Raw genomic sequence first — 20,051 nt, forward strand, 5'->3', positions numbered from 1 at the left:
GCAGAATGGGACCATGCCCATCGAGCTTGAGGAATTGATCGTCGAAGACGGCGCCGCTTGGCGCGCATGGCTGGCCGAGCATGCCGCGGACAGTCCCGGCGTGTGGCTGGTCCTGCACAAAAAGGGCGGCAACGTCACGGAACTGGACTACGACGCCGCACTTGACGAGGCCCTCTGCTTTGGCTGGATCGACGGCCAGACCCGCAGGCGCGACGCCGAAAGCTACTTCCAGCGCATGACCCCGCGCGGCCGCCGCAGCATCTGGTCCGCACGGAATGTAGGGATCATTGCCCGGCTGGAAGCCGAGGGCAGGATGACCGACGCCGGGCGGGCCGCCGTCGAGGCCGCACAGGCCGACGGCCGCTGGGAAGCTGCCTACGCCGGGCCTGCGGACTCGGTGGTACCGGAAGACCTCGCCGCGGCAATCGCCGCAGTTCCCGAGGCACAAGCCATGTTCGACGTCCTCACTTCCCAGAACCGCTTCGCCTTGATCCACCGGACCAACCTGGTCAAGCGGGCCGATACACGGGCACGCAAGATCGCAGCTTTTGTGGAGATGCTGGCCCGCCATGAGAGCCCGTATCCGCAAAAGAAGCAGCCGAAACAAACCGAAGCCGGCTAGAGCATGGCGGCGGCTTCGAGGGTCATCCAGGCCTGCAGCTGGGTGGAAAGTTCGACACCGGTACCCGCCGGATAGGTTTCGGTCGCCGGCCGCAGCGGGTCGGGGGAGAAGAGCAGAGGAGGGTTGCCGTGTGCAGTGCCTCGCGCAAGTTCGGGAGCTTCACGGCGGCTTGACCAGAAGGCCTCCGCCGTGGCGAGGACCATGCCCCGCGCCGTTTGCCGTGTTGGCTCTGGCAGCCGGTTGTCCCGCCCTGCCAACGCCAGATAGCGGACCAGGATGCCGGTAAAGAGGCCGCCATCGCCGGTCCCATCGCCACGGATCACGCGCGTGCCCGGTACCGTCAGCTCGCGGGCGACGGCATCAACCAGGCGTGCGGCCCGGTCAAGGTTTTCCTGCCCGCCCAGTTCCAGCAAAGCCCCGAGGATGGGCCCCTGGTTATACGTGTACACGGCCTCTTCCAGGACCGTAGCCCCGTTCCGGATCCGGATGCCGTCCTGGTAAACGCCACGCTCAGGATGCAGGAGCCTGGAGTTGAGCCACTGCACCAGTGCTTGCGCCCGTTCACCGTGGCCGGTCCGGGCATAGAAAAGGGCTACGGGAGCGGTGGCCGGGGTGTTCTTGAAGTCCCTCTTGGTGCTCCAGAACGTGCCCCCGCCGAGGTCGTCGGTGGAGGCTGAGTCGAACTGCAGGGTCAACCGCTTCCGGACGTAGGCATTGCGGCGTCGGCCCGGCTTACTGGTTTCCTCCGCCAGCTTTTCGAGCCTGAGCGTTGAGAGGGCCAACCATGCCATGTCGTCGTAGAAATGGTTCTCGAACCTCAGCAGGTTCCGCAGCCGGATGGTGGTGACCAGCCGGGAGGCGAGCCGTCCCGCGCTCGGGCGGGAGTCGCCGTCGAACCTTGTTCCGGTGGCGAGTTCCCGGCGGCCGGCGTCCACCAGGCAGTCCACGTAATGCGCCTGCCACCAGTAATGCCACGGACCCAGAAGGCTGCGGACACTGTTGCCGGGAATTTTGATGGCGCCGATATGGGTACCGGGCAGGAACAGGAGCCGCCTGCCAAAACTGCGGGTCACGGAACGGGCCGCCTGGTTGGCGCGTGCGGCCCATTCGCTTGGGTTCGTTGACGGCTCGGCATGGCTGGTCATTGACCCAGCCTATCGGGGGAGCCGGGGTGCGCTGGATCATAATTCCAGTTAACATGCATTAACGGATTTCGGCATCAAGGAGGATGGATGGACATCAACGGCACGGTGGCCCTGGTCACTGGCGGCGCGTCAGGTTTGGGGGCCGCTACGGCAAAGCGACTGTTCGACGCCGGAGCCTCGGTGGTGCTGGTGGACCTGCCGCAGTCGGCGGGTGAGGCCTACGCGGCGGAACTGAATTCCCGAAGCGTCGGCGGCAAAGCTGTCTTTGCCCCGGCTGATGTCACCAACGAAGCCCGGATCCAGTCCGCCGTGGACACGGCAGCCTCGCTGGGCCCCCTCCGCATCGTGGTTAACTGTGCCGGTATTGCGACGCCGGGCAAGGTTCTTGGGCGGGACGGTGTGCTGCCGCTTGAGACCTTCAACAAGGTCATCCAGATCAATCTCATCGGTACCTTCAACGTCACCCGCCTTGCCGCTGCGGCCATGGCGGAAACCGAGCCCGTCTCAACAGAACTGGGTGGTCCTGAGCGCGGCGTCATCATCAACACCGCTTCGGTGGCGGCCTTCGAAGGCCAGATCGGCCAGCCTGCGTACGCAGCCTCCAAGGGGGCAGTTGCCGCCATGACCCTTCCGCTGGCACGTGAACTGGCACGGTCACTGATCAGGGTGGCCACCATCGCGCCGGGCATTTTCGAGACCCCCATGATGGCCGGACTTCCCCAGGCGGCCCAGGACTCGCTGGGACAGCAGGTTCCCCACCCGGCACGCCTCGGCAGGGCCGCGGAATACGCCAACCTGGCCGCCCACATCGTGGAAAACGCCATGTTGAACGGCGAGACCATCCGCCTGGATGGCGCCATCCGGATGGGAATCAAATGATGGGTGATTACAGCGGTGCGCCCGTCTCAGCCGGTTCCGTGCCCGCCTCGGTGGCAGGCCTGCCCACGGCGGATTTCTTCGATTTCGAATCGCTGCTCAGTGTCCAGGAACAGCGGAAACTCAACGAACTCCGGGCCTTTCTGGCCACCGAGATCGCACCCTATGCCGGGCAATGGTGGGAGAAAGCGGAATTCCCCGAGCACATCCTTCCCAAACTCGCCGCGCTCCGGCTCAGTGCCCCTGCCCAACGCGGGTACACGCACCTGTTTGCGGGACTGGTGATCGCGGAGATGACGCGCGTGGATACCTCTATCGCCACCTTTTTCATGGTCCACCACGATCTCTTCGTGGAGTCCTTGTACGACTTTGGCAGCGACTCCCAGCAGGACCGCTACCTCGACGACGCGTCGAACCTCCGGACCACAGGGGCCTTCGCCCTCACCGAACCCGACCACGGTTCCGACGTCGCGGGCGGTATGGAAACCACCGCCCGCCGGGTCGAAAGGCCAGCCTCCGACGGCGGTGATTACTGGGTGGTCAACGGCGCCAAGCGCTGGATCGGCAACGGGACGTTCTGCGATTACATGCTGGTGTGGGCCAAGGACGAAGCCGACGGAGCCATGCGGGCCTTCATCGTGGACGCGTCACTGCCGGGCATCACCCGCAGCCGGATCGAGAACAAGATAGCCCTCCGGACAGTGCAGAACGCGGACATTGTTTTCCAGGATGTACACGTTGCCGAGGCTGACCGGTTCTCGGGTATCAGCAGTTTTTCCGACACCAACCACCTGCTGCGGGGATCGCGCATCATGGTTGCCTGGCAGGCAGTAGGCCAGCAACTGGCGGCGTTCGACGTCGCCCGGCAGTACGCCGTCGAGCGTTTGCAGTTCGGTCGTCCGCTGGCGAGGTTCCAACTCGTTCAGCAGAACCTGGTGGAAATGCTCGGAAACGCGGTGGCCAGCATGGGGATGATGGTCCGCATTGCCCAACTGCAGGAGGACATCTTCACGGACGCAAACGGAGTGCGGCACGGAGGCGCGGACATGGCCCAGGTGGCGCTCGCAAAGGCCTATTGCAGCGCCCGAATGCGCGACACCGTGGCCCGCGGACGGTCCATCCTCGGTGGCAACGGAATTGTCAGCGACTACCGGATGGCCAAGATCTTTGCCGATGCCGAGGCCATCTACACCTACGAGGGCTCGTATGAGATCAACTCGCTGATCGCCGGCCGGGCCGTGACGGGCGTATCTGCCATCGCCTAGGCCGCCGGGATCTTCTCTCCGGCTTCCACCCGCACATCGATCGAGTTGCCCCGGACGGGCATGGGGCAGGTGCCGTACGGCGTGAAGGCACTCGGGTAGTTGATGGCGCGGTTGAAATCGATCACCACTGAGCCATCGGGCCGGGGCCGGGGGATGAAGACTTTGCGCCACTCGTCAGTGGTGTCCCCGTTGGTTTCGTCGTGGAAAGTGACGTTGAGCGCGCCCAGCTTTTCGGCCTCGGCATGGAGCCGGATCTCGTGCCCGATGCCCGGGACGTGGAAGACAACCTCGCCCACTGAACGATGCACGCCGTCCACCAACGGGTTGGCCGTGCCGATGGGGACATCCTGGGGTTCCTCGTAGGGCTCAAAACGGCCATTGATGACCCACGCCGGGTTGTAATCGTAGGTGGGTACGGCCGTGAACTCCGTCAGGACAGGAGAGGCGTCATCGCGGGTGCGGATGGCGTACTTGTCAGCGCGCATGGCCAGTTCCACCACGACCTGCTTGCCGTCAGTACCGCCGTACTGGACCCACATCAGCGACTCTTCGTCCTCCAGAACTGCGCTGATGGTTCCGTCCACCTTCGCTCCGGTGGCCACTACCGTGAGTCCGTCCTCTGCTTTGGCAGTCAGGAAGGCCGTTGTTCCGTCCGTTGACCACAGGCCCGGCGCCAGGTCCACCGGAGACGGCTCCGCGGCGAGCCACTGGAAAGACGTCAACGTCAGCCAGCCGTGTTCGGTGGCCAGGGCTGAATTCCGCCCCTCACGGAACCGCTCCCAACGGGCGATCAGGGGGTCGGTTGCTGTGGTTGGCGAGCTCATGGTTCTCCTTGGCTGAGGGTCGCGCGTTGTGTGCATTCCTCTCAACCATGCACCAGCAGGTTGCATTCCCTTGGAACGGCTCGCGCTGGCCCCCAACCCATGCCAGCGCGAGCCGCGTGTGATGGCACGCCCGGAGAGTCCCGGGTGTGGCCCATCAAAGAGTCAGTGTCAGATTTGGTCACTTCATGACGCAGTGACCTTCCTCAGTTTGATTCGAAGAAGGATACAACAGGGGCCTTTACTGTGGGCACCGCCGCAGCATCGGACGCCAGGGGATAGAACGCGATCCGGACAGGGGTGAGGGCGGCGTCCTCAACAGCTTCCAAGGCCGCTTTGCACTGGACCACCCTGGAGAGGTTCTCCTCACTGACGGGAAAGAGGATATGGATCGCGGAATCCTGGTACATGGCTGTTGCCCCGGTCCCTCTGAGTTGTCCTTTCACTGCCTCTCCGAGGAGGGCCAGTTGGGTCCAACAATAGCCGTGGCTGCCCCGGTGGCCGGGCATCGAGAGGACAGCCAGCGCATACGCCCCCTGACATCCTGTGGCTAACCCCGAGACCTCGTGGATTTGGCGTTGGAAATGGGCCTTGGTAGCCAGGCCTGTATAAACGTCGGTGCAGGAAATCGGCGGAGCGGCCTCGGTGGCCTCGGCCCAGCCCTCGGCCAGCGACTGAAGGGCATCCACGTCCAGGGATTGATTCGCCGCCGTGAAGAGGGCCCTGAAATCCATCATGGTTTCGCTGATGCCCACGCCATTCCTGGCCCGCGCAGCGCCCAGGGATTTGGCCGTGTTTGCCGGAATGACGGCCCTTGTGGCGAGGGACATCACCACGGTCCGGACCTCCGGCTGGAACCAATCCGAGCGGAACCTCCAGCCTGCCTGGTAGCTGGTGGTTTGCCACCGGCGCAGCAAAAGATGCCGCGGAAAGGCGCATTCGGCAAGTGGCTTTGTCCGGAACGATGTCATATCGGAACAGTGCCCGCCGATGCCGTTTCGTGACGACGCAGGTCCAAGAGAACGTTGGTAAAGATTGTGGACAAAATCGCGTCACGTCTCACAGTCGGCCCCCACTTCATCTATATGGGCACGGTTCATGACGTTTTGGGGGCGCATAGATGGCACGGGGGTCACGCTCGAGCAACAAATCCAACCGTGGAGTCAACGACGACGGGCATTTGATTGAGCTGGTCCGCAGCGGAGACATGTCGGCCTTCAACCACCTTTATGAGCGCCACGTAGCCATCGCCTCAACCGTTGCCAAGCGTAATGTCGACAACCCGAGCGACGCTGAAGACGTCGTAGCCGAAGCCTTCCAATCGGTACTCCGGAGCCTGGTGGCCGGCAAAGGGCCCGACAACTTCTTCCGGGCCTATCTGTTATCCACAGTAACCAGGCTCTCGCACCAGCAGAATCGTAAGAGCGGCAGGCTGGTTCCCAGTGGCGACGAGTCTTTGCTGGACCAGACCATGGCCGGGCCTGACGCCGCCGTCGAGGCTTTCGAGTCCAAGACGGTGGCCAAGGCGTTCCGGTCATTGCCCGAACGCTGGCAGGCCGTCTTGTGGTACCTGGACGTTGAACGGATGAAACCCGCGGCCGTCGCTCCGATCCTGGGGTTGTCAGCCAATGCCGTCTCCGCCCTGGCAGTACGCGCGCGTGAAGGATTGCGGAGGCAGTACCTGCAGTTCCACATTGCCGAAAAGGCTGACAGCGCCTGCGCAGAGTTCGCTGGGAAGCTTGGCTCCTACATTCGAGGAGGCCTCGCCAGCGGCGCCGAGGCCAAAGTCCGCGCGCACCTGCGCGGTTGTGCACAATGCACGGCAGCCCTCGCTGAGTTGAAAGATGTCCAGGGAACCATGCGGGCGGTTCTCCTGCCCCTGGTCACGGGCATTCCGCTGGCAGCGTGGGTAGGAAAGGGGGCAGGGCTTGGGGTGCTGGGCGGGATCTTACCGGTCAAGGGTTTCCTCGCCGTACCCGCACTGGCTCATCCGGTCGCCACTGCGGTCACCGCGGCGGCCGCTGTCGGATTGGTGCTGGGGACCATGGGAATTGTGGACATCATTGTGCCCGACGCTCCTCCGGAGCCCCACGCCGTCGAAACCGGTGCTGTGTCTCCGGAGCCTAGCCCAAGGCCGCCAACACCCCCGCCGGCACCGCCCACCGTCACAGCGCCCACCGCCGACGCCCCTCCTGTGCCCGTGGAAGAGCGACCGGCACCTGTCACTCCACCGGAGCCGAAGACTACGCCCGTACCAGTCCCGACGCCGTCGGCGACCACCGCGCCCAAACCGCCGTCGACGTCGTTGGCTGCCGTCAGCGGTTCAGCAAAGTGGGTCACCACGACGGACCGTAACGGGGCAGGGACCTCCAGCGTTTCAAGCTGGGATATCAACTTCACCGCATCGGGAACCGAACCCTTGGGGAGCGGCAAGGTTGTCCTGGCGCTGGATAACGATGTCCTGATCGGAGCCCAGCCCGTAGTGGCGCCTGCCGGCTGGTCGTGCTCGGCGATAAATTCCAATGCGGTGTCCTGCGTGACGGATTTGGTCCAGAGAAGTGACCTCCACTTTCATCTGGAATCCGTGCCCAATGATCCCGGTTCCGGCGGCCTGCTCAGCTACTCCCTTAGTGGCACAGGCCTTACGACCGCCAACTTTGTTTGCAAATACTGATGGGAGCCGCGATGGTACGGGTAATGGTTACAGGTGTCGGTGGGTCGACAGGGCTTTCGCTGTCACGTCAGCTAAGGGACCTTGGACACTGGGTTCTGGGTGTTGATATGCGGCCGGTCCATGGTTCGGCAGCAGATGCGGTGGCCGTGGTTTCGCCGGTGGACGCTCCCGGCTACTTGTGGGAACTGCGCGGACTCGTGGCCGCCCACGGCGTCGATGTTGTCATACCGACGGTCAGCGGGGAGTTGGTGGCCGCAGCAGCGGCCAGGAAAGACTTTGCCCCCGGCGCCGAGATGCTGATTGCAGACCCTGCGCCGGTCTCAATTGCGAGCGATAAATACCTCACCATGAAGTGCTTGGACAACGTCGGCGTACCGGTACCCGATTTCGGATTACCCGGAGACTTCAGCTCCATGAATGAGGCGATGGCCAGGATGGGCGGATGGTTGGTGGTGAAACCACGCGTGTCCCGGGGCGGCCGGGGAGTGCAGATCCTGGAAAGACACACCGACGGCGGCCGGAACGCCGAACGCATCTGGCGCACCTTGGACGATTCCTGGCTTGTTCAGCGCTTCGCCACGGGAACTGAATATGCGCCCATGGTGTACCGAAGTGGAATTGAAGGCGATCACCGCGACGTTGTTGTGGTGATGGAGAAATCCGAACTCAAGTACGGACGCTGGGGCAGTGCCGTCTCGGTCAAAAGGCTGGCGCCGTCGTCGGCGTCCGACGTCGCCGGCACCGCAGCCGCAGCCACTGCGGCCCTGGGCCTGACGGGGGCCGTAGATATGGACATCCGGCGCATGCCGGACGGAACGCCGGTGGTCCTGGAAGTGAATGCGCGGTTCGGCCCGCACAGTGCGTACGCGCCCGAACTCCTGCACCATGCCATGAAGCGATACGCTGCCGGGCAGGTGGTGGGCGGCGCGGTGTGACTTTACGGCAGGGCGCAACAGCCTGTGCCAAATTTTGAGACACATTCTTTGCTGGGGTTGGGGCCGGGTAAGATCCCGTAGGAAACAACAGTAATCCGGCTCACAGTATCCAGCGCAGTGTACGGGCCAAACCTCTCCCCGAAGGTATGTATCCATGGTTCACACTGCCCATCAAGACACCGACCTCGCTGCAGAACTGCGCGCCGATGTGCGCCGCGTTTCCACCCTGTTGGGGGAGTCCCTGGTCCGGCAGCACGGTCCGGAACTGCTCGAACTCGTAGAGCAGGTCCGCTTGCTGACCAAGGAATCAAAGGAAGCAGCGCGGGGCGGCGCTGACGCCACCGGCCCCTGGAGCGCGCACGACGTCGTTGCCCAGGTCCGCGAATTGCTCGCCTCCCTGCCGCTTGAGCAAGCCACCGACCTGGTCCGGGCCTTCGCGTTCTACTTCCACCTCAGCAACGCAGCTGAACAGGTGCACCGCGTGCGCGGCCTGCGTACCCGCCAGGAGAAGGATGGCTGGTTGGCCAAGGCCGTGTCCGAGATCGCCGGACAGGCAGGTCCCCAGGTCCTTCAGGACGTTGTCAACGAGCTGGACGTTCGTCCGATCTTCACGGCGCACCCCACAGAGGCTTCACGGCGTTCCGTGCTGGACAAGATCCGGAAACTCTCCGACGTCCTGGCCCAACCGACGCAGGAGGGCACCTCCGCCCGCCGCCGCCAGGACCGCCAGCTCTCGGAAATCATCGACCAGATGTGGCAGACCGACGAACTCCGTCAGGTCCGGCCCACCCCTGTGGACGAGGCACGCAACGCGATCTACTACCTGAACAGCATCCTCACGGACGCCATGCCGGAAATGCTCACCGACCTCGCGGAGCTCCTTGCCGAACACGGCGTGAAGCTCCCTGCCGCCGGTGCGCCGCTCCGTTTTGGTTCGTGGATCGGTGGCGACCGCGACGGCAACCCGAACGTCACGGCGGCAGTGACCCGCGAAATTTTGCAGCTTCAGAACCAGAACGCGGTCCGTATCGGCATCGCACTGATCGATGATCTGATTTCCGTCCTGTCCAACTCGACTGCGCTGTTCGGTGCGGACCAGGAATTGGTGGACTCCATCGAGGTGGACCTGAAGAACCTGCCGGGCCTGGACAAGCGCATCCTGGAACTGAATGCCCAGGAGCCCTACCGGCTCAAGCTCACGTGCATCAAGGCAAAGCTCATCAACACGGGCAGGCGTATTGCGGCCTCGACCCACCACGAGCCGGGCCGGGACTACTCCACAACTCCGGAGCTGCTGGCCGAGTTCGGACTCCTGGAAACCTCGCTTCGGAACCACTCGGCAGCACTGGTGGCCGACGGTGCACTGGCACGCGTCCGCCGGGCCATCGCAGCTTTCGGCCTCCACCTGGCCACCCTCGACATCCGTGAGCATGCCGACTACCACCACGACGCCGTCGGGCAGCTGGTAGACCGGCTCGGCACCGAAAAGCCGTACGGCGAACTGACCCGCCAAGAGCGGTTCGAGTTCCTTGGCGCAGAGCTCGCTTCGCGCCGTCCGCTCTCCGGTCACCCGATCAAGCTTGAGGGAACGGCTGACGGCACCTATGACGTCTTCCGCAGCATCCGGCAGGCCCTGCACACCTATGGCCCGGACGTGGTGGAGACCTACATCATCTCGATGACCCGTGGTGCCGACGACGTCCTCGCCGCGACCGTGTTGGCCCGCGAGGCCGGCCTGATCGACCTCTTCGGCGCAAAGCCCCACGCCAAGATCGGTTTTGCTCCGTTGCTGGAAACCGTGGAAGAACTGCGTGCCTCAGCGGAGATCGTGGACCAGCTGCTGTCCGATCCGTCCTACCGCGAACTGGTGCGGCTCCGCGGCGATATCCAGGAAATCATGCTCGGTTACTCGGACTCCAACAAGGAATCCGGCGTCATGACCAGCCAGTGGGAGATCCACAAGACCCAGCGCAAGCTGCGCGATGTTGCCGCCAAGCATGGTGTACGGGTGCGCCTGTTCCACGGCCGCGGTGGTTCCGTGGGCCGTGGTGGCGGACCCACCTACGACGCCATAATGGCCCAGCCGAACGGTGTCCTTGAAGGGGAAATCAAGTTCACCGAACAGGGCGAGGTCATCTCAGACAAGTACTCGCTGCCGGATCTTGCCCGGGAAAACCTTGAGCTTTCTTTGGCCGCGGTAATGCAGGGCTCGGCACTGCACCGTACGCCGCGGACCTCTGAAGACGAGCGTGAACGCTACGCCAACGTCATGGAGACCATTTCTGACGCCGCGTTTGCCCGCTACCGCGAGCTCATCGACGATCCCGACCTTCCGGCCTACTTCCTGTCCTCCACTCCGGTGGAACAGCTCGGCTCCCTCAACATCGGATCGCGGCCCTCCAAGCGTCCGGACTCCGGCGCAGGACTCGGTGGGCTCCGCGCCATTCCGTGGGTCTTCGGCTGGACGCAGTCCCGCCAGATCGTGCCGGGCTGGTTCGGAGTCGGTTCCGGCTTGAAGGCCGCCCGCGAGGCCGGTGACACCGGGCAGCTCAGCGAGATGATGGACCGCTGGCACTTCTTCCGCTCGGTCATCTCCAACGTGGAGATGACCCTGGCCAAGACGGACATGGAGATCGCGGGGCACTATGTTTCCTCGTTGGTTCCGAAGGAACTGCACCGCTTGTTCCACATGATCCGTGACGAGTACGAGCTCACTGTGGCCGAGGTGGAACGGCTCACCGGCGAGATTGAGTTGCTGGACGCCCAGCCCACGCTGAAGCGCTCCCTGGAAATCCGGGACCAGTACCTGGATCCGATCAGCTACCTGCAGGTGGAACTGCTCCGTCGTGTCCGCGAGGAGTCCGTTTCCGGCGCCGAGATCGACGAGCGGCTGCAGCGGGCCATGCTGATCACCGTCAATGGTGTGGCCGCCGGCCTCCGCAACACCGGCTAAACCCTCTCTCACATCCCGAGCGGTAAAACGGATCCCTCCCTCACCCAGTGGGGGAGGGATCCGTTTAAAGGGCGGGGGATGTGGGGGAGGGATCCGTTTAAAGGGCGGGGGATGTGAGGGAGGGTTAGGGTGGTGGGATGCCGTCGTTCCAAACCAAGCTGAAGATCACTGGCCTCAAACCGGGAAACGCTCCGGAGTCCGTCATGGCCGCGGCGATCGAGGCCCTGGAAACCCGCCACCATGTGGAATCGAACCAGTTGGACATCGTGGGCGGCGTTCCGCAGATCAGCCTTCGCTTCACAGTGAATGACCGGGACTACGCAGGTGAGAACGACGACGCCCTGACGTCGGCAGCCATGATGCGTGACGCCGTCGAACGGGTTGCTGTTACCGGCAGCCTGTACGTGCTGCGCCGCAGCCGCGGACGCTGGTCGCCCGTCTAGCTCTCTTCCGGGCGGGCAACGCTGCCGGACCCGTCGGCGTCGAACGGCTCATCCACCGGAGAGCGGGACCCGCGCCGCCGGGTGACGATCAGGCCTACCACCACGCCGATCACCAGGCCGACGCCCACCCCGATGAGCGAGCTGGCCCAGAACGGGAGTTTGGTAGCCGAGCCGGTGAAGTAGCCCAGTCCCACTTGCCACACTGCCCACAGGACGCCGCCGAGGCTTGCGCAGAAACCGAATCCGCGGATGGAGACGTTGGCGATTCCAGCTGCCGCGGACGTCGCGAGCCGGCCGCCGGGAATGAAGCGCGCACCGATGATTGCGCCGTAGGTGGACGAGCGGCCCGCTTTGGCGATCGCTTCGTGGATACCGCGGTGAACGCGGCGGCCCCACGACCACCGGTCCAGGACGTGGCTGATCCTCCGTTTGAACAGCATGAAAACCGCCATGTCACCGAGCCAGGAAGCAAATGCGGCCAAGACAAGGATCAGCCAGAAGTTGGCGTGACCGTCGGCTGCGAGCGCTCCGCCGGTGATCACCACCATCTCGGAGGGAATGGGCGGGAAAATGGCATCGCCCAGCACAATGGGGACGATCCACAGGTAGATTGCGGATCCCCAGGTCTCCGGGGCGGTGATGTCCATGCGCACAAAATACCGCACTTGCCGCGTCCACCGCTCGGACGCGAGACTGTGGGCATGCGCATCGACATCCTTCAGGGGGATATCACCACCCGTTCAGTGGACGCAATCGTCAATGCGGCCAATTCTTCGCTGCTCGGCGGTGGGGGAGTGGACGGCGCCATTCACCGGGCCGCCGGACCGGAGCTTCTTGAGGCTTGCCGCGAACTACGCCGCACCAGCCTGCCTGATGGGCTGCCCGTGGGAGCCGCAGTGGCGACGCCCGGGTTCAGGCTTCCGGCGCGCTGGGTGATCCATACCGTGGGGCCGAACCGGCATGCAGGGCAGACCGACCCGGCGCTGCTGGAGTCCTGCTTCCGCGAGAGCTTGGTGGTGGCTGCCGGCTTGGGTGCCCGGTCGATTGCCTTCCCGGCAATCAGCGCGGGTATCTATGGTTGGGATGCCCGCCAGGTCGCCGAGGTAGCGTTCGACGCCGTTGAACGGTTTGCGACCTCTGCTGCGGCAGGCGGGACGGGGGACGGTCCACTGGAGTTGGTGGAGTTCGTGCTGTTCTCGGAGGACACGACGGCGGTCTTCCGCTCAGCGTTGCCTTAGGAGGGGTGTGCTTCGCTGAGTTCCAGTTGGCTTTGGTATTCCACGGGCTTCTTGGTGATGGGGTCCACGAAGGTGATGCCGCGGGCCAGTAGTTGGAGCGGCTTGCTGTAGTCGTCCGGGGCCTTGTCCAGCAGCTCCGGGTAGAAGGCGTCGTTGACGATTCCGAGGCCGAGTGAGGCCATGTGCACCCGCAGCTGGTGCGTTTTGCCGGTGTGGGGTTCCAGCCGGTACAGCGCGCGCTGCTGAGTGCCGGCGTCGAACGTTTTTACTTGCTCGATCCGCGTTTCCGCGTTAGGTTCGCCGTCGATGACTTCGGCCAGCAGATAGCTGCGGGACTTGGTCATGCGGTTGCGGACCGTGGCGGGAAATTCGACGGCGGGATAGCCCGCGGCGGGCGTCGCGGCCGAGACGCACTCGTACTCTTTCTGAACCTGGCGCTTTTCGAAGAGCACCTGGTACTTGCCGCGTGTCTCCGGGTTGGTGGAGAGCAGCAGCAAACCAGCGGTCATGCGGTCCAGGCGGTGCATGGGGATGAGGTCCGGCAGGTCCAGCAGGTTCCGCAGCCGGACCAGCGCCGATTCCTGGATGTAGGTGCCGCCGGGCGTGGTGGGCAGGAAGTGCGGCTTGTCCACCACGAGGATGTGCTCGTCCTGGTGGAGGATGCTGATCTCCACGGGCAGGCGGTTTTCCGGAGGCAGGGTGCGGTAGTACCAAATGAAGGTGTGGTCCTCCAGCTTGGTGCTCCGTGTCAGGGGCACGCCGCCTTCACCCACGATTTCGCCGGCGTCGAAACGGTCCTCGATGCCTTGGGGGTCGATGTGTCCCCAGCGATGCATCATGTAGTCCATCGCCGTGTCCCAAGGGCCCTCGTCCGGGAGGCGGAGGCGGGTGGCGTTCACGCCGTCGCGTACGGGGAGGGGGGATTGCATCACCGGACAATTCTACTTTGCCTCGCAACAGGACCAGCGACCGAACACAAAAAAGTTCTTGACAAGAAAAATTGTCGGTAGGCATACTGGATCCATGTTGGACATCGAAGTGATCGAGGACGCGGCAGCAGCGGAAGCTTCGCTGGACCCCATCCGGACACGCATCCTCCAGGAACTGGTGGAACCGGCGTCGGCCACCCAGTTGGCCGCCAAGGTCGGCCTGCCGCGCCAGAAAGTGAACTACCACCTCAAGGCCCTGGAGCGTCATGGCTTGGTGGAACTGGTGGAGGAGCGCCGCAAGGGCAACGTCACCGAGCGCGTACTGCGTGCGACGGCGGCGTCATACCTGATTTCGCCTGTGGCGCTGGCTTCCGTTGCGCCGGACCCCCGCCGATTCGCGGACCGCTTCTCGGCCTTCTGGTTGCTGGCGCTCGCGTCCCGCACTGTCCAGGAGATGGGCAAGCTCATTTCCGGCGCAGCCGCGGCCAAGAAAAAACTGGCCAGCTTCGCGATCGACGGCGAAATCACTTTCCGCTCGGCCGCCGAACGCGCCGCGTTCGCGGAAGAACTCGGGGTGGCGGTGACTCAGCTCGTGGACAAGTACCACGACGGCGGTCCTGCCGCCCAGGCAGGTGGCGGGCGCAAGCACCGGCTCGTCGTCGTCCTTCACCCCGCACTGAAAACCACACCACAAACCACTCCCGCAGCAGAACAACCAGCAGACAAGGACCAAAGCAATGACTGACAACCGGAACTTCGAAATCGTGGCGGATACCGAGCTGCCCGGCACCCCCGAGCGCGTGTGGAACGCCGTCACCGCCGATACCGCGGCCTGGATGTTCCCCACGGATCAGTGGCCTGCCGTGCGAAATGTGGAGGAGTACCCGAATCACCTCGTGTCGCGGATGGACGGCCCTGATGGCTGGTTCAACCAACTCGAGCACGTTCTTGAGCCGCTCGAAGGTGGGCGCGCCAAGCTGCATTACGTGCACAGCGGGATCTTCGCTGACAACTGGGACGAGCAGTACGACGGCGCCAGCAAGCACACCCGCTTCTACCTGCACACCTTGGGCCAGTACTTGCAGTTCTTCGACGGCAAGCCCGTGACATTCACGGACATCCAGGCGCCTGCGTCGTCGCAAACGCCGGATGGTTTCGTTCAGCTGAAGAAGGCTCTGGGGGTTGATGGAACCACTGCGGGGACTACTGTTGAGTTGGAGCTCGACGGCGTTGGGCGGCGCAGCGGCGAGGTGGACTTCTCGGATGAGAACTTCCTCGGCCTCCGGACGGCAGATGCCATGTACCGCTTCTTTGGCCGCAATGTCTTTGGCGCTCCCGTGGGGATGACCGTGCACGACTTCAGTGGTTCGGCAGACCCGGAGCTGACCGCGAAAACCTGGGGTGCGTTCCTGGAGAAGGTATACGCGTAAGGGCCGGGTCCCGCGCCTGGGTTCCTTACGGAGCCCAGGCGCGGGCAACTCCATCAAGGGCGGCATCGTAGATGGCCGCCCAGTCGGTGTCCGGCTGGTTCATCTGTGCCAACTCCAGGCTTACCAGGCCGTGGACCTGGCCCCAGATGGCCATCGCGATCACCATGGGATCCCCGGCCCGGAGTCTTCCGGCCTCCTGCGCTGAGGTGACCGCCTCAACAAGGGGAAGCATCGAGTCCGAGGCGACATCCGGCGTCGGGCTGCATTCAACATAGGACGCCAGAGCGCCGCCGAACATGAGCCGGTACAGGGCCGGATGCTCCAAGGCCCAGGTGCGATAGGCCCGCCCGAGATTTGGCAGTCCGCCTTCTGCCGCCGCGCGCTGGGATTCGCCGAACGATCGGAAGCCGTCGTCGATGGCGGCCGTGAGCAGTTGGGCCTTGCCGCCAAAGAGCGAGTAGATGGCCGTAGTCGAGGTTTCTGCAGCGGAGGCGACGTCGCGCAACGTGACGCGGGCGGGGCCGTCCCGGTCGACGAGATCGGCGGTGACTGCCAGCAGCCGTTGCTGGACCAGGTGATCGTGGACGATGGGTCTTGCCATGTTTCCCATTGTTTCATAACATCGTTTCATAACGCTGTTACGAAACTGGGTTACATTCCACAAACATAAGGATCGCCATGGCACAGGAAATCTTCCCCGGCCGTTTCACAGCCGACATCGGGCGCAGCGAAGTGACCGTGTTCCTCATCGGAATGCGGGCCAACAGGTGGTGGAAGATTGGCAGGCTTGCCCAAGTGGCCTCGGCCATGCCCGCCATGATGCGTCACCTTGCCACCAACCCGGACGCGGGGCTGCTCGGTAGTGAACAGTGGTTCGGGCGGACCACGATCATCGTGAGCTACTGGGAAAGCCCGGAACACTTGAGGCGATTTGCTGCGGACCGGGATTCGCCCCACCTTGGGCCGTGGCGGAAGTTCATGAGGGAGATCGCGGGCAGCGGGGACGTCGGCGTGTGGCACGAGACGTACCAGGTGCCGGCGTCGGGTATTGAAGTGGTGTACAACGGCATGCCGGCCTTCGGCCTTGCGAAGGCAACATCGCACGTTCCCGTCGGCCCGGGTACCAATACGGCAAAGCAGCGGATGCGTTCAGCGGCCACCTCACCCAACTAGGGGACAGCAAACGTCGCTACGGAGCCTCATTGAAGCAAGTGCTGTCCCCTGGTTGGGCGGCGCCGGGGTTGGGCGGTGCGGCGGCAAGGTTAGGCGACGGCGGCCGGGCGCCCGGGTTTGAGGGTCCGGCGCAGCTGGGGAGAATTGTCGAGCTTCTCTTGTGCGGCACGCAAGGCCAGGACGGCGACCTCGAGTTGCTCCGGGGGCAGTGTGAACGGGACGCGGAGGTAGTGCTCGAACGCTCCGCCCACCCCGAAGCGCGGACCCGCCGCCAAGCGCACGCCGAAATCGGGGGCCAGCACCGTGAGGGCTGTGCTGCAAGGGCTCGGTAGCCGGCACCACACGGTCAGGCCACCTCGCGGCCTTTCCACGTCCCACTCTGGCAGGTGTTGCTCCAGCAGGCCCAGCAGCGACTCCCGGTTGCGGCGGAGCTCCCCGAGCCGGGCTTCCAGGGGTTCGGAGAAGGACCTGATCAGGCGCGCGGCCGCGAGCTGTTCCACCACTGGACCTCCCAGGTCCATCACGGTCCTTGTCGCAATGAGGCGGGGGATCAGTGCTTCGTCCGCGCGTATCCAGCCGGTCCTGAGGCCGGCCCAGTGGGACTTGCTCAGCGACCCGATGGAAACCACGGCGGAACTGAATGCTGACATCGGGGAGGTGCGTACGCCGTCGAGGTTGAGGCCACGCAGCGTCTCATCCACCACCAGCACCGTGCCCGCGGCTGCGGCGGCCCGGGCCAGCCTCCTCCGCTGGAGGTCGGACATGATGCGCCCTGTCGGGTTGTGGAAGTCCGGAACCAGGTAGGCCATTGCGGGCCGTTGCTGGCTCATGGCCGCCACCATCGCATCGATGTCCCAGGCGGGTGAGGTGTCCGGGGGCAGGGCCACCGGCAGGATCCGGCATCCCGCCGAGCGAATGGCGTCCAGTGCGTTGGGGTACGTGGGGTGTTCCACCATCACCCTGTCCTGCCTGCCGGCCAGGGTGCGCAGCACGATGTTGAGCGCGTGCTGCGCCCCGGACGTGACGAGGATTTGTGCGGGGGTGGTCGGCACGCCGTCGGCCGTGTACTTGTCCGCGATCGCTTCACGCAGGGCGGTGACACCCATGGCGTCGTATCCGAACCCCGGCAGGAGCGCCGGAAGTTCGGTGAGCGCGTCCGCGAACGAGCGGTGGACCGCTTCGCCCGCCGCGGGCAAGGAAGCATAGGCCAGGTCCAGGAGGCCTTCCGGCGCGGCCAGGCCAGGCATGCTCGCCGGCGCCGAGCGGTGAGGGATGCAGGTCCGGCCGCGGCTGCCCTGGCCCGCCGTGAGGAAACCCTGCTCGCGGAGGCTCGCATACGCCGCCGTGACGGTCGTCCGGCTGACGCCCAGTGACTGTGCAAGTGCGCGCTCGCTGGGCAAGGCGACGTCCAGCGGGATGCGGCCGTCCATCACCAGCAAACGCACGACGTCGGCAAGCTCACGGTAGGCGGGCAGGGCGCCGGAGTTCCACTGCCCCAGGAGGCGAAGCAGTGCGGTGGGATTCAAGGAGGGAGCCATCAGACCAGTATTCCAAACTGGCTATGGAATACAAGGCCAGTTTTGCTGGACGATAGACATCATGATGACCCGCAGAATCACGCAGCTCCTGATCGGCCTGGCAATGTACGGAATCTCCCTGGCCATGTTCGTCCGGGCCGGTCTCGGTCTGGACCCCTGGGACGTTTTCCACCAGGGCCTGGCCGGCAAGACCGGCCTCAGCATCGGCGTCGTGGTTATCGCGGTCAGCTTCCTGGTGCTGCTGCTCTGGATTCCCCTTCGGCAGATGCCGGGTGTGGGAACCATCGCCAACGCGGTATTGGTGGGTCTCTTCGCGGACCTGGGCCTTTGGCTCATCCCGGAGTTCTCGCATCTGGGCGGACAGATCGCCATGCTGGCCGGTGCGGTGATCCTCAACGGCATCGCTTCTGCCTGCTACATCGGTGCCCGGCTGGGCCCCGGTGCCCGCGATGGCCTCATGACAGGCCTTGTCCGGCGTACGGGATGGTCGGTTCGGCTGGTCCGCACCGGAATCGAAGTGGTTGTCCTTGCTGTTGGCTTCCTGCTGGGCGGTTCCGTTGGCGTGGGTACCGTGGTGTACGCCTTAGCGATCGGCCCGATCGTCCAAGTGCTCCTGCCCAGGTTCATGGTGCCGGAGCGGGCAAAGGAAACGGCCCCCACGGAAGCCGTGGAGGCCGCAACCGCTGCCTGAACCCAGTCCTTGATGGCACCCATCGAGAGGCCGGACTGCCAGTAACGCTGCGCCGCTCCTAGCGGCACGCCTCCAAATCCTCGCCGTACCGCAACCAATCCGGCAGGTCCTGAGCCAGCGCGTCCCGGATGGCGGGCGATCCAGCGCTCCTCCAGTCGACGTCGTCGTTAATCTCGATCTCGTACTTCTTCCACTCGAACCAGTTGATCATTTTCAACTGCGGATACTTTTGGTGGGTTTCGGGGGAGAAGACCTGGCGCCACCAGGTGCGCTTGACGTCCATTTCCGAGGCACCGTTGCGGGCGGGCGTGAAGATCGCCGCTGTCTCCGGGATGGCTACCGGACGGTTATGGTCGACGCCGTACACCTGGTAGAAATCGGGCACCGGACTGTCGTTGCCGGCCGTGCCGTTGTACGTTCCCGTGAGCATCGCCAGGAACTTGCCGGGCTCGGCGATATCGTTGTTGCCCCAAGGCCGCTGGTTCCCCCAGTGATACAGCGAGACTCCTACCCAGTCCACAGCGTCATCCCCGGGATAGTAGGGCGCGTAGGTGTCATCGGCCATGGTGAGGGTGCCGTCGTGGTCGGTGTCCAGTACGGCGAAATCCGGGCTGCCCGGACGGGCCGCGTACTGCCCGCCGGTGAACGGATAGCCGCCCCCGTAGTTCGGCGCCCACATCATGGAGGTGCCCGGCGCCTTGGTATGCACTGCAGCGGCCACCTTGCGGAAAACTTCCACATAGCGGATTGGCTGCTGGCCCCAGGCGTACCAGGAACCGTTCATCTCGTGCGCAAAGCGTACGACGACGGGCGTCCCCTGATCGTTGATGGCGCGTAAGTCGGTGGCCAGCTTGTCGATGACTTCGTCGCTCATGGTCGCCAAGCCGCCGTGCGGCTCAAGCGTCAGGAGCAGCACGCCGCCCGCGGCACGGACCTGGGTGACGGCGTTGGTGGTGTGCGACCACGTTTCGTCGTCGTAGGGGATGTCGGAGAACTGCACCACCACCGCGGGATTGTGCCCCAAATTCTGTGTGTGTTCAGCAAGGGTTTCGGAGTGCCAGTCCAGGTTTACCCCCATGAGTACGCCGTCTTTGGGGATGATCGCTGCCGCGGCACCGGCTTTGCACAGCGATAGTGCCTGGACGATCGGGACTACTTCCTTGGAGGCGAAGCCCAGCCCGGTAGCTGCCAGGGCTGTCACGAGCAAGGGGACCAGCAGGCTCGCGCGGCGGCGTTTGCGGTTGGGATGGCCGGCGAAGGTGGGAGGCGTTGCTTTCTGCCGGGACGGGTTCGGCATCATTGTGGATGTCCGGGCCAT

20 protein-coding genes are annotated in these 20,051 nt (G+C 64.4%); 12 read left to right on the forward strand and 8 right to left on the reverse strand.

Annotation, left to right across the window (positions count from 1 at the left end; translation table 11 throughout):
- Nucleotides 1–13 precede the first annotated feature (13 nt).
- The gene (locus N5P29_RS03330) at nucleotides 14–622 is read left to right on the forward strand and encodes a YdeI/OmpD-associated family protein (protein WP_262277252.1); all 609 of its coding nucleotides are present in this window, start codon (nucleotides 14–16) and stop codon (nucleotides 620–622) included.
- Here the strand turns inward: N5P29_RS03330 and N5P29_RS03335 are convergent.
- A complete protein-coding gene (locus N5P29_RS03335) occupies nucleotides 619–1,767 on the reverse strand; it encodes a glycoside hydrolase family 76 protein (protein WP_262277253.1) in 1,149 nt (382 codons plus the stop codon). The two genes, N5P29_RS03330 and N5P29_RS03335, sit on opposite strands and share 4 nt — an antisense overlap.
- An 87-nt stretch (nucleotides 1,768–1,854) precedes the next feature.
- Between N5P29_RS03335 and N5P29_RS03340 the strand changes: the two genes are divergently transcribed.
- Together N5P29_RS03340 and N5P29_RS03345 are read left to right on the forward strand one after the other, a co-directional pair.
- Nucleotides 1,855–2,646: an SDR family NAD(P)-dependent oxidoreductase gene (locus N5P29_RS03340; RefSeq protein WP_262277254.1), complete on the forward strand. Its 792-nt coding sequence runs from the start codon at nucleotides 1,855–1,857 to the stop codon at nucleotides 2,644–2,646.
- Nucleotides 2,643–3,908, forward strand: a complete 1,266-nt coding sequence (locus N5P29_RS03345) for an acyl-CoA dehydrogenase family protein (RefSeq protein WP_410007893.1) — start codon at nucleotides 2,643–2,645, stop codon at nucleotides 3,906–3,908. Before N5P29_RS03340 ends, N5P29_RS03345 begins: the two co-directional genes overlap by 4 nt.
- Here the strand turns inward: N5P29_RS03345 and N5P29_RS03350 are convergent.
- Both N5P29_RS03350 and N5P29_RS03355 read right to left on the reverse strand, forming a co-directional pair.
- Nucleotides 3,905–4,732: a DUF1684 domain-containing protein gene (locus N5P29_RS03350; protein ID WP_262277255.1), complete on the reverse strand. Its 828-nt coding sequence runs from the start codon at nucleotides 4,730–4,732 to the stop codon at nucleotides 3,905–3,907. The genes N5P29_RS03345 and N5P29_RS03350 overlap by 4 nt on opposite strands.
- A gap of 203 nt (nucleotides 4,733–4,935) precedes the next feature.
- A complete protein-coding gene (locus N5P29_RS03355; protein ID WP_262277256.1) occupies nucleotides 4,936–5,700 on the reverse strand; it encodes a hypothetical protein in 765 nt (254 codons plus the stop codon).
- A 149-nt stretch (nucleotides 5,701–5,849) separates the two neighbouring features.
- Between N5P29_RS03355 and N5P29_RS03360 the strand changes: the two genes are divergently transcribed.
- The 4 genes from N5P29_RS03360 (at nucleotide 5,850) to N5P29_RS03375 (ending at nucleotide 11,734) form a co-directional block, all read left to right on the forward strand.
- Nucleotides 5,850–7,403 carry a sigma-70 family RNA polymerase sigma factor gene (locus tag N5P29_RS03360; RefSeq protein WP_262277257.1) on the forward strand — a complete coding sequence of 518 codons (1,554 nt, stop codon included), beginning with the start codon at nucleotides 5,850–5,852 and terminating at the stop codon, nucleotides 7,401–7,403.
- Between the two features lie 23 nt (nucleotides 7,404–7,426).
- Nucleotides 7,427–8,338 carry an ATP-grasp domain-containing protein gene (locus N5P29_RS03365; RefSeq protein WP_262277258.1) on the forward strand — a complete coding sequence of 304 codons (912 nt, stop codon included), beginning with the start codon at nucleotides 7,427–7,429 and terminating at the stop codon, nucleotides 8,336–8,338.
- A 154-nt stretch (nucleotides 8,339–8,492) separates the two neighbouring features.
- Entirely contained in the window at nucleotides 8,493–11,291 is a 2,799-nt protein-coding gene (gene ppc, locus N5P29_RS03370; protein WP_262277259.1) for a phosphoenolpyruvate carboxylase, read from the forward strand.
- 137 nt (nucleotides 11,292–11,428) lie between these two features.
- Entirely contained in the window at nucleotides 11,429–11,734 is a 306-nt protein-coding gene (locus tag N5P29_RS03375) for a hypothetical protein (RefSeq protein WP_144661514.1), read from the forward strand.
- On the opposite strand, the gene N5P29_RS03380 is transcribed toward N5P29_RS03375, so the two are convergent.
- Nucleotides 11,731–12,381: a DedA family protein gene (locus N5P29_RS03380; protein ID WP_262277260.1), complete on the reverse strand. Its 651-nt coding sequence runs from the start codon at nucleotides 12,379–12,381 to the stop codon at nucleotides 11,731–11,733. The genes N5P29_RS03375 and N5P29_RS03380 overlap by 4 nt on opposite strands.
- Before the next feature lie 54 nt (nucleotides 12,382–12,435).
- Here N5P29_RS03380 and N5P29_RS03385 point away from each other — a divergent pair, with 54 nt between their 5' ends.
- On the forward strand, nucleotides 12,436–12,972 hold the full coding sequence (locus N5P29_RS03385; RefSeq protein WP_262277261.1) for an O-acetyl-ADP-ribose deacetylase: 537 nt from the start codon (nucleotides 12,436–12,438) through the stop codon (nucleotides 12,970–12,972).
- Here the strand turns inward: N5P29_RS03385 and N5P29_RS03390 are convergent.
- Nucleotides 12,969–13,901 (reverse strand): RluA family pseudouridine synthase, encoded by a 933-nt coding sequence (locus tag N5P29_RS03390; RefSeq protein ID WP_262278501.1) that lies wholly within the window; start codon nucleotides 13,899–13,901, stop codon nucleotides 12,969–12,971. The genes N5P29_RS03385 and N5P29_RS03390 overlap by 4 nt on opposite strands.
- 94 nt (nucleotides 13,902–13,995) lie before the next feature.
- Here N5P29_RS03390 and N5P29_RS03395 point away from each other — a divergent pair, with 94 nt between their 5' ends.
- Both N5P29_RS03395 and N5P29_RS03400 read left to right on the forward strand, forming a co-directional pair.
- Entirely contained in the window at nucleotides 13,996–14,646 is a 651-nt protein-coding gene (locus N5P29_RS03395) for an ArsR/SmtB family transcription factor (protein WP_262277262.1), read from the forward strand.
- Nucleotides 14,639–15,331 (forward strand): SRPBCC domain-containing protein, encoded by a 693-nt coding sequence (locus N5P29_RS03400; RefSeq protein ID WP_262277263.1) that lies wholly within the window; start codon nucleotides 14,639–14,641, stop codon nucleotides 15,329–15,331. Before N5P29_RS03395 ends, N5P29_RS03400 begins: the two co-directional genes overlap by 8 nt.
- Nucleotides 15,332–15,356: 25 nt before the next feature.
- Here the strand turns inward: N5P29_RS03400 and N5P29_RS03405 are convergent, their stop codons facing one another.
- Nucleotides 15,357–15,932 (reverse strand): TetR/AcrR family transcriptional regulator, encoded by a 576-nt coding sequence (locus N5P29_RS03405; protein WP_262277264.1) that lies wholly within the window; start codon nucleotides 15,930–15,932, stop codon nucleotides 15,357–15,359.
- 77 nt (nucleotides 15,933–16,009) lie between these two features.
- On the opposite strand from N5P29_RS03405, the gene N5P29_RS03410 reads away from it, so the two are divergent.
- Complete coding sequence (locus N5P29_RS03410) at nucleotides 16,010–16,504, forward strand: DUF4188 domain-containing protein (protein ID WP_262277265.1); 495 nt, start codon at nucleotides 16,010–16,012, stop codon at nucleotides 16,502–16,504.
- Between the two features lie 89 nt (nucleotides 16,505–16,593).
- Here the strand turns inward: N5P29_RS03410 and N5P29_RS03415 are convergent, their stop codons facing one another.
- Complete coding sequence (locus tag N5P29_RS03415; protein WP_262277266.1) at nucleotides 16,594–18,042, reverse strand: MocR-like transcription factor YczR; 1,449 nt, start codon at nucleotides 18,040–18,042, stop codon at nucleotides 16,594–16,596.
- A gap of 61 nt (nucleotides 18,043–18,103) precedes the next feature.
- Here N5P29_RS03415 and N5P29_RS03420 point away from each other — a divergent pair, with 61 nt between their 5' ends.
- Nucleotides 18,104–18,733, forward strand: coding sequence for a membrane protein YczE (locus tag N5P29_RS03420; protein WP_262277267.1), 630 nt, complete (start codon nucleotides 18,104–18,106; stop codon nucleotides 18,731–18,733).
- Nucleotides 18,734–18,791: 58 nt separating this feature from the next.
- Here the strand turns inward: N5P29_RS03420 and N5P29_RS03425 are convergent, their stop codons facing one another.
- Complete coding sequence (locus N5P29_RS03425) at nucleotides 18,792–20,051, reverse strand: glycoside hydrolase family 26 protein (protein WP_262277268.1); 1,260 nt, start codon at nucleotides 20,049–20,051, stop codon at nucleotides 18,792–18,794.

The organism is Paenarthrobacter sp. JL.01a (genome assembly GCF_025452095.1).
Classification (GTDB): Bacteria; Actinomycetota; Actinomycetes; order Actinomycetales; family Micrococcaceae; genus Arthrobacter.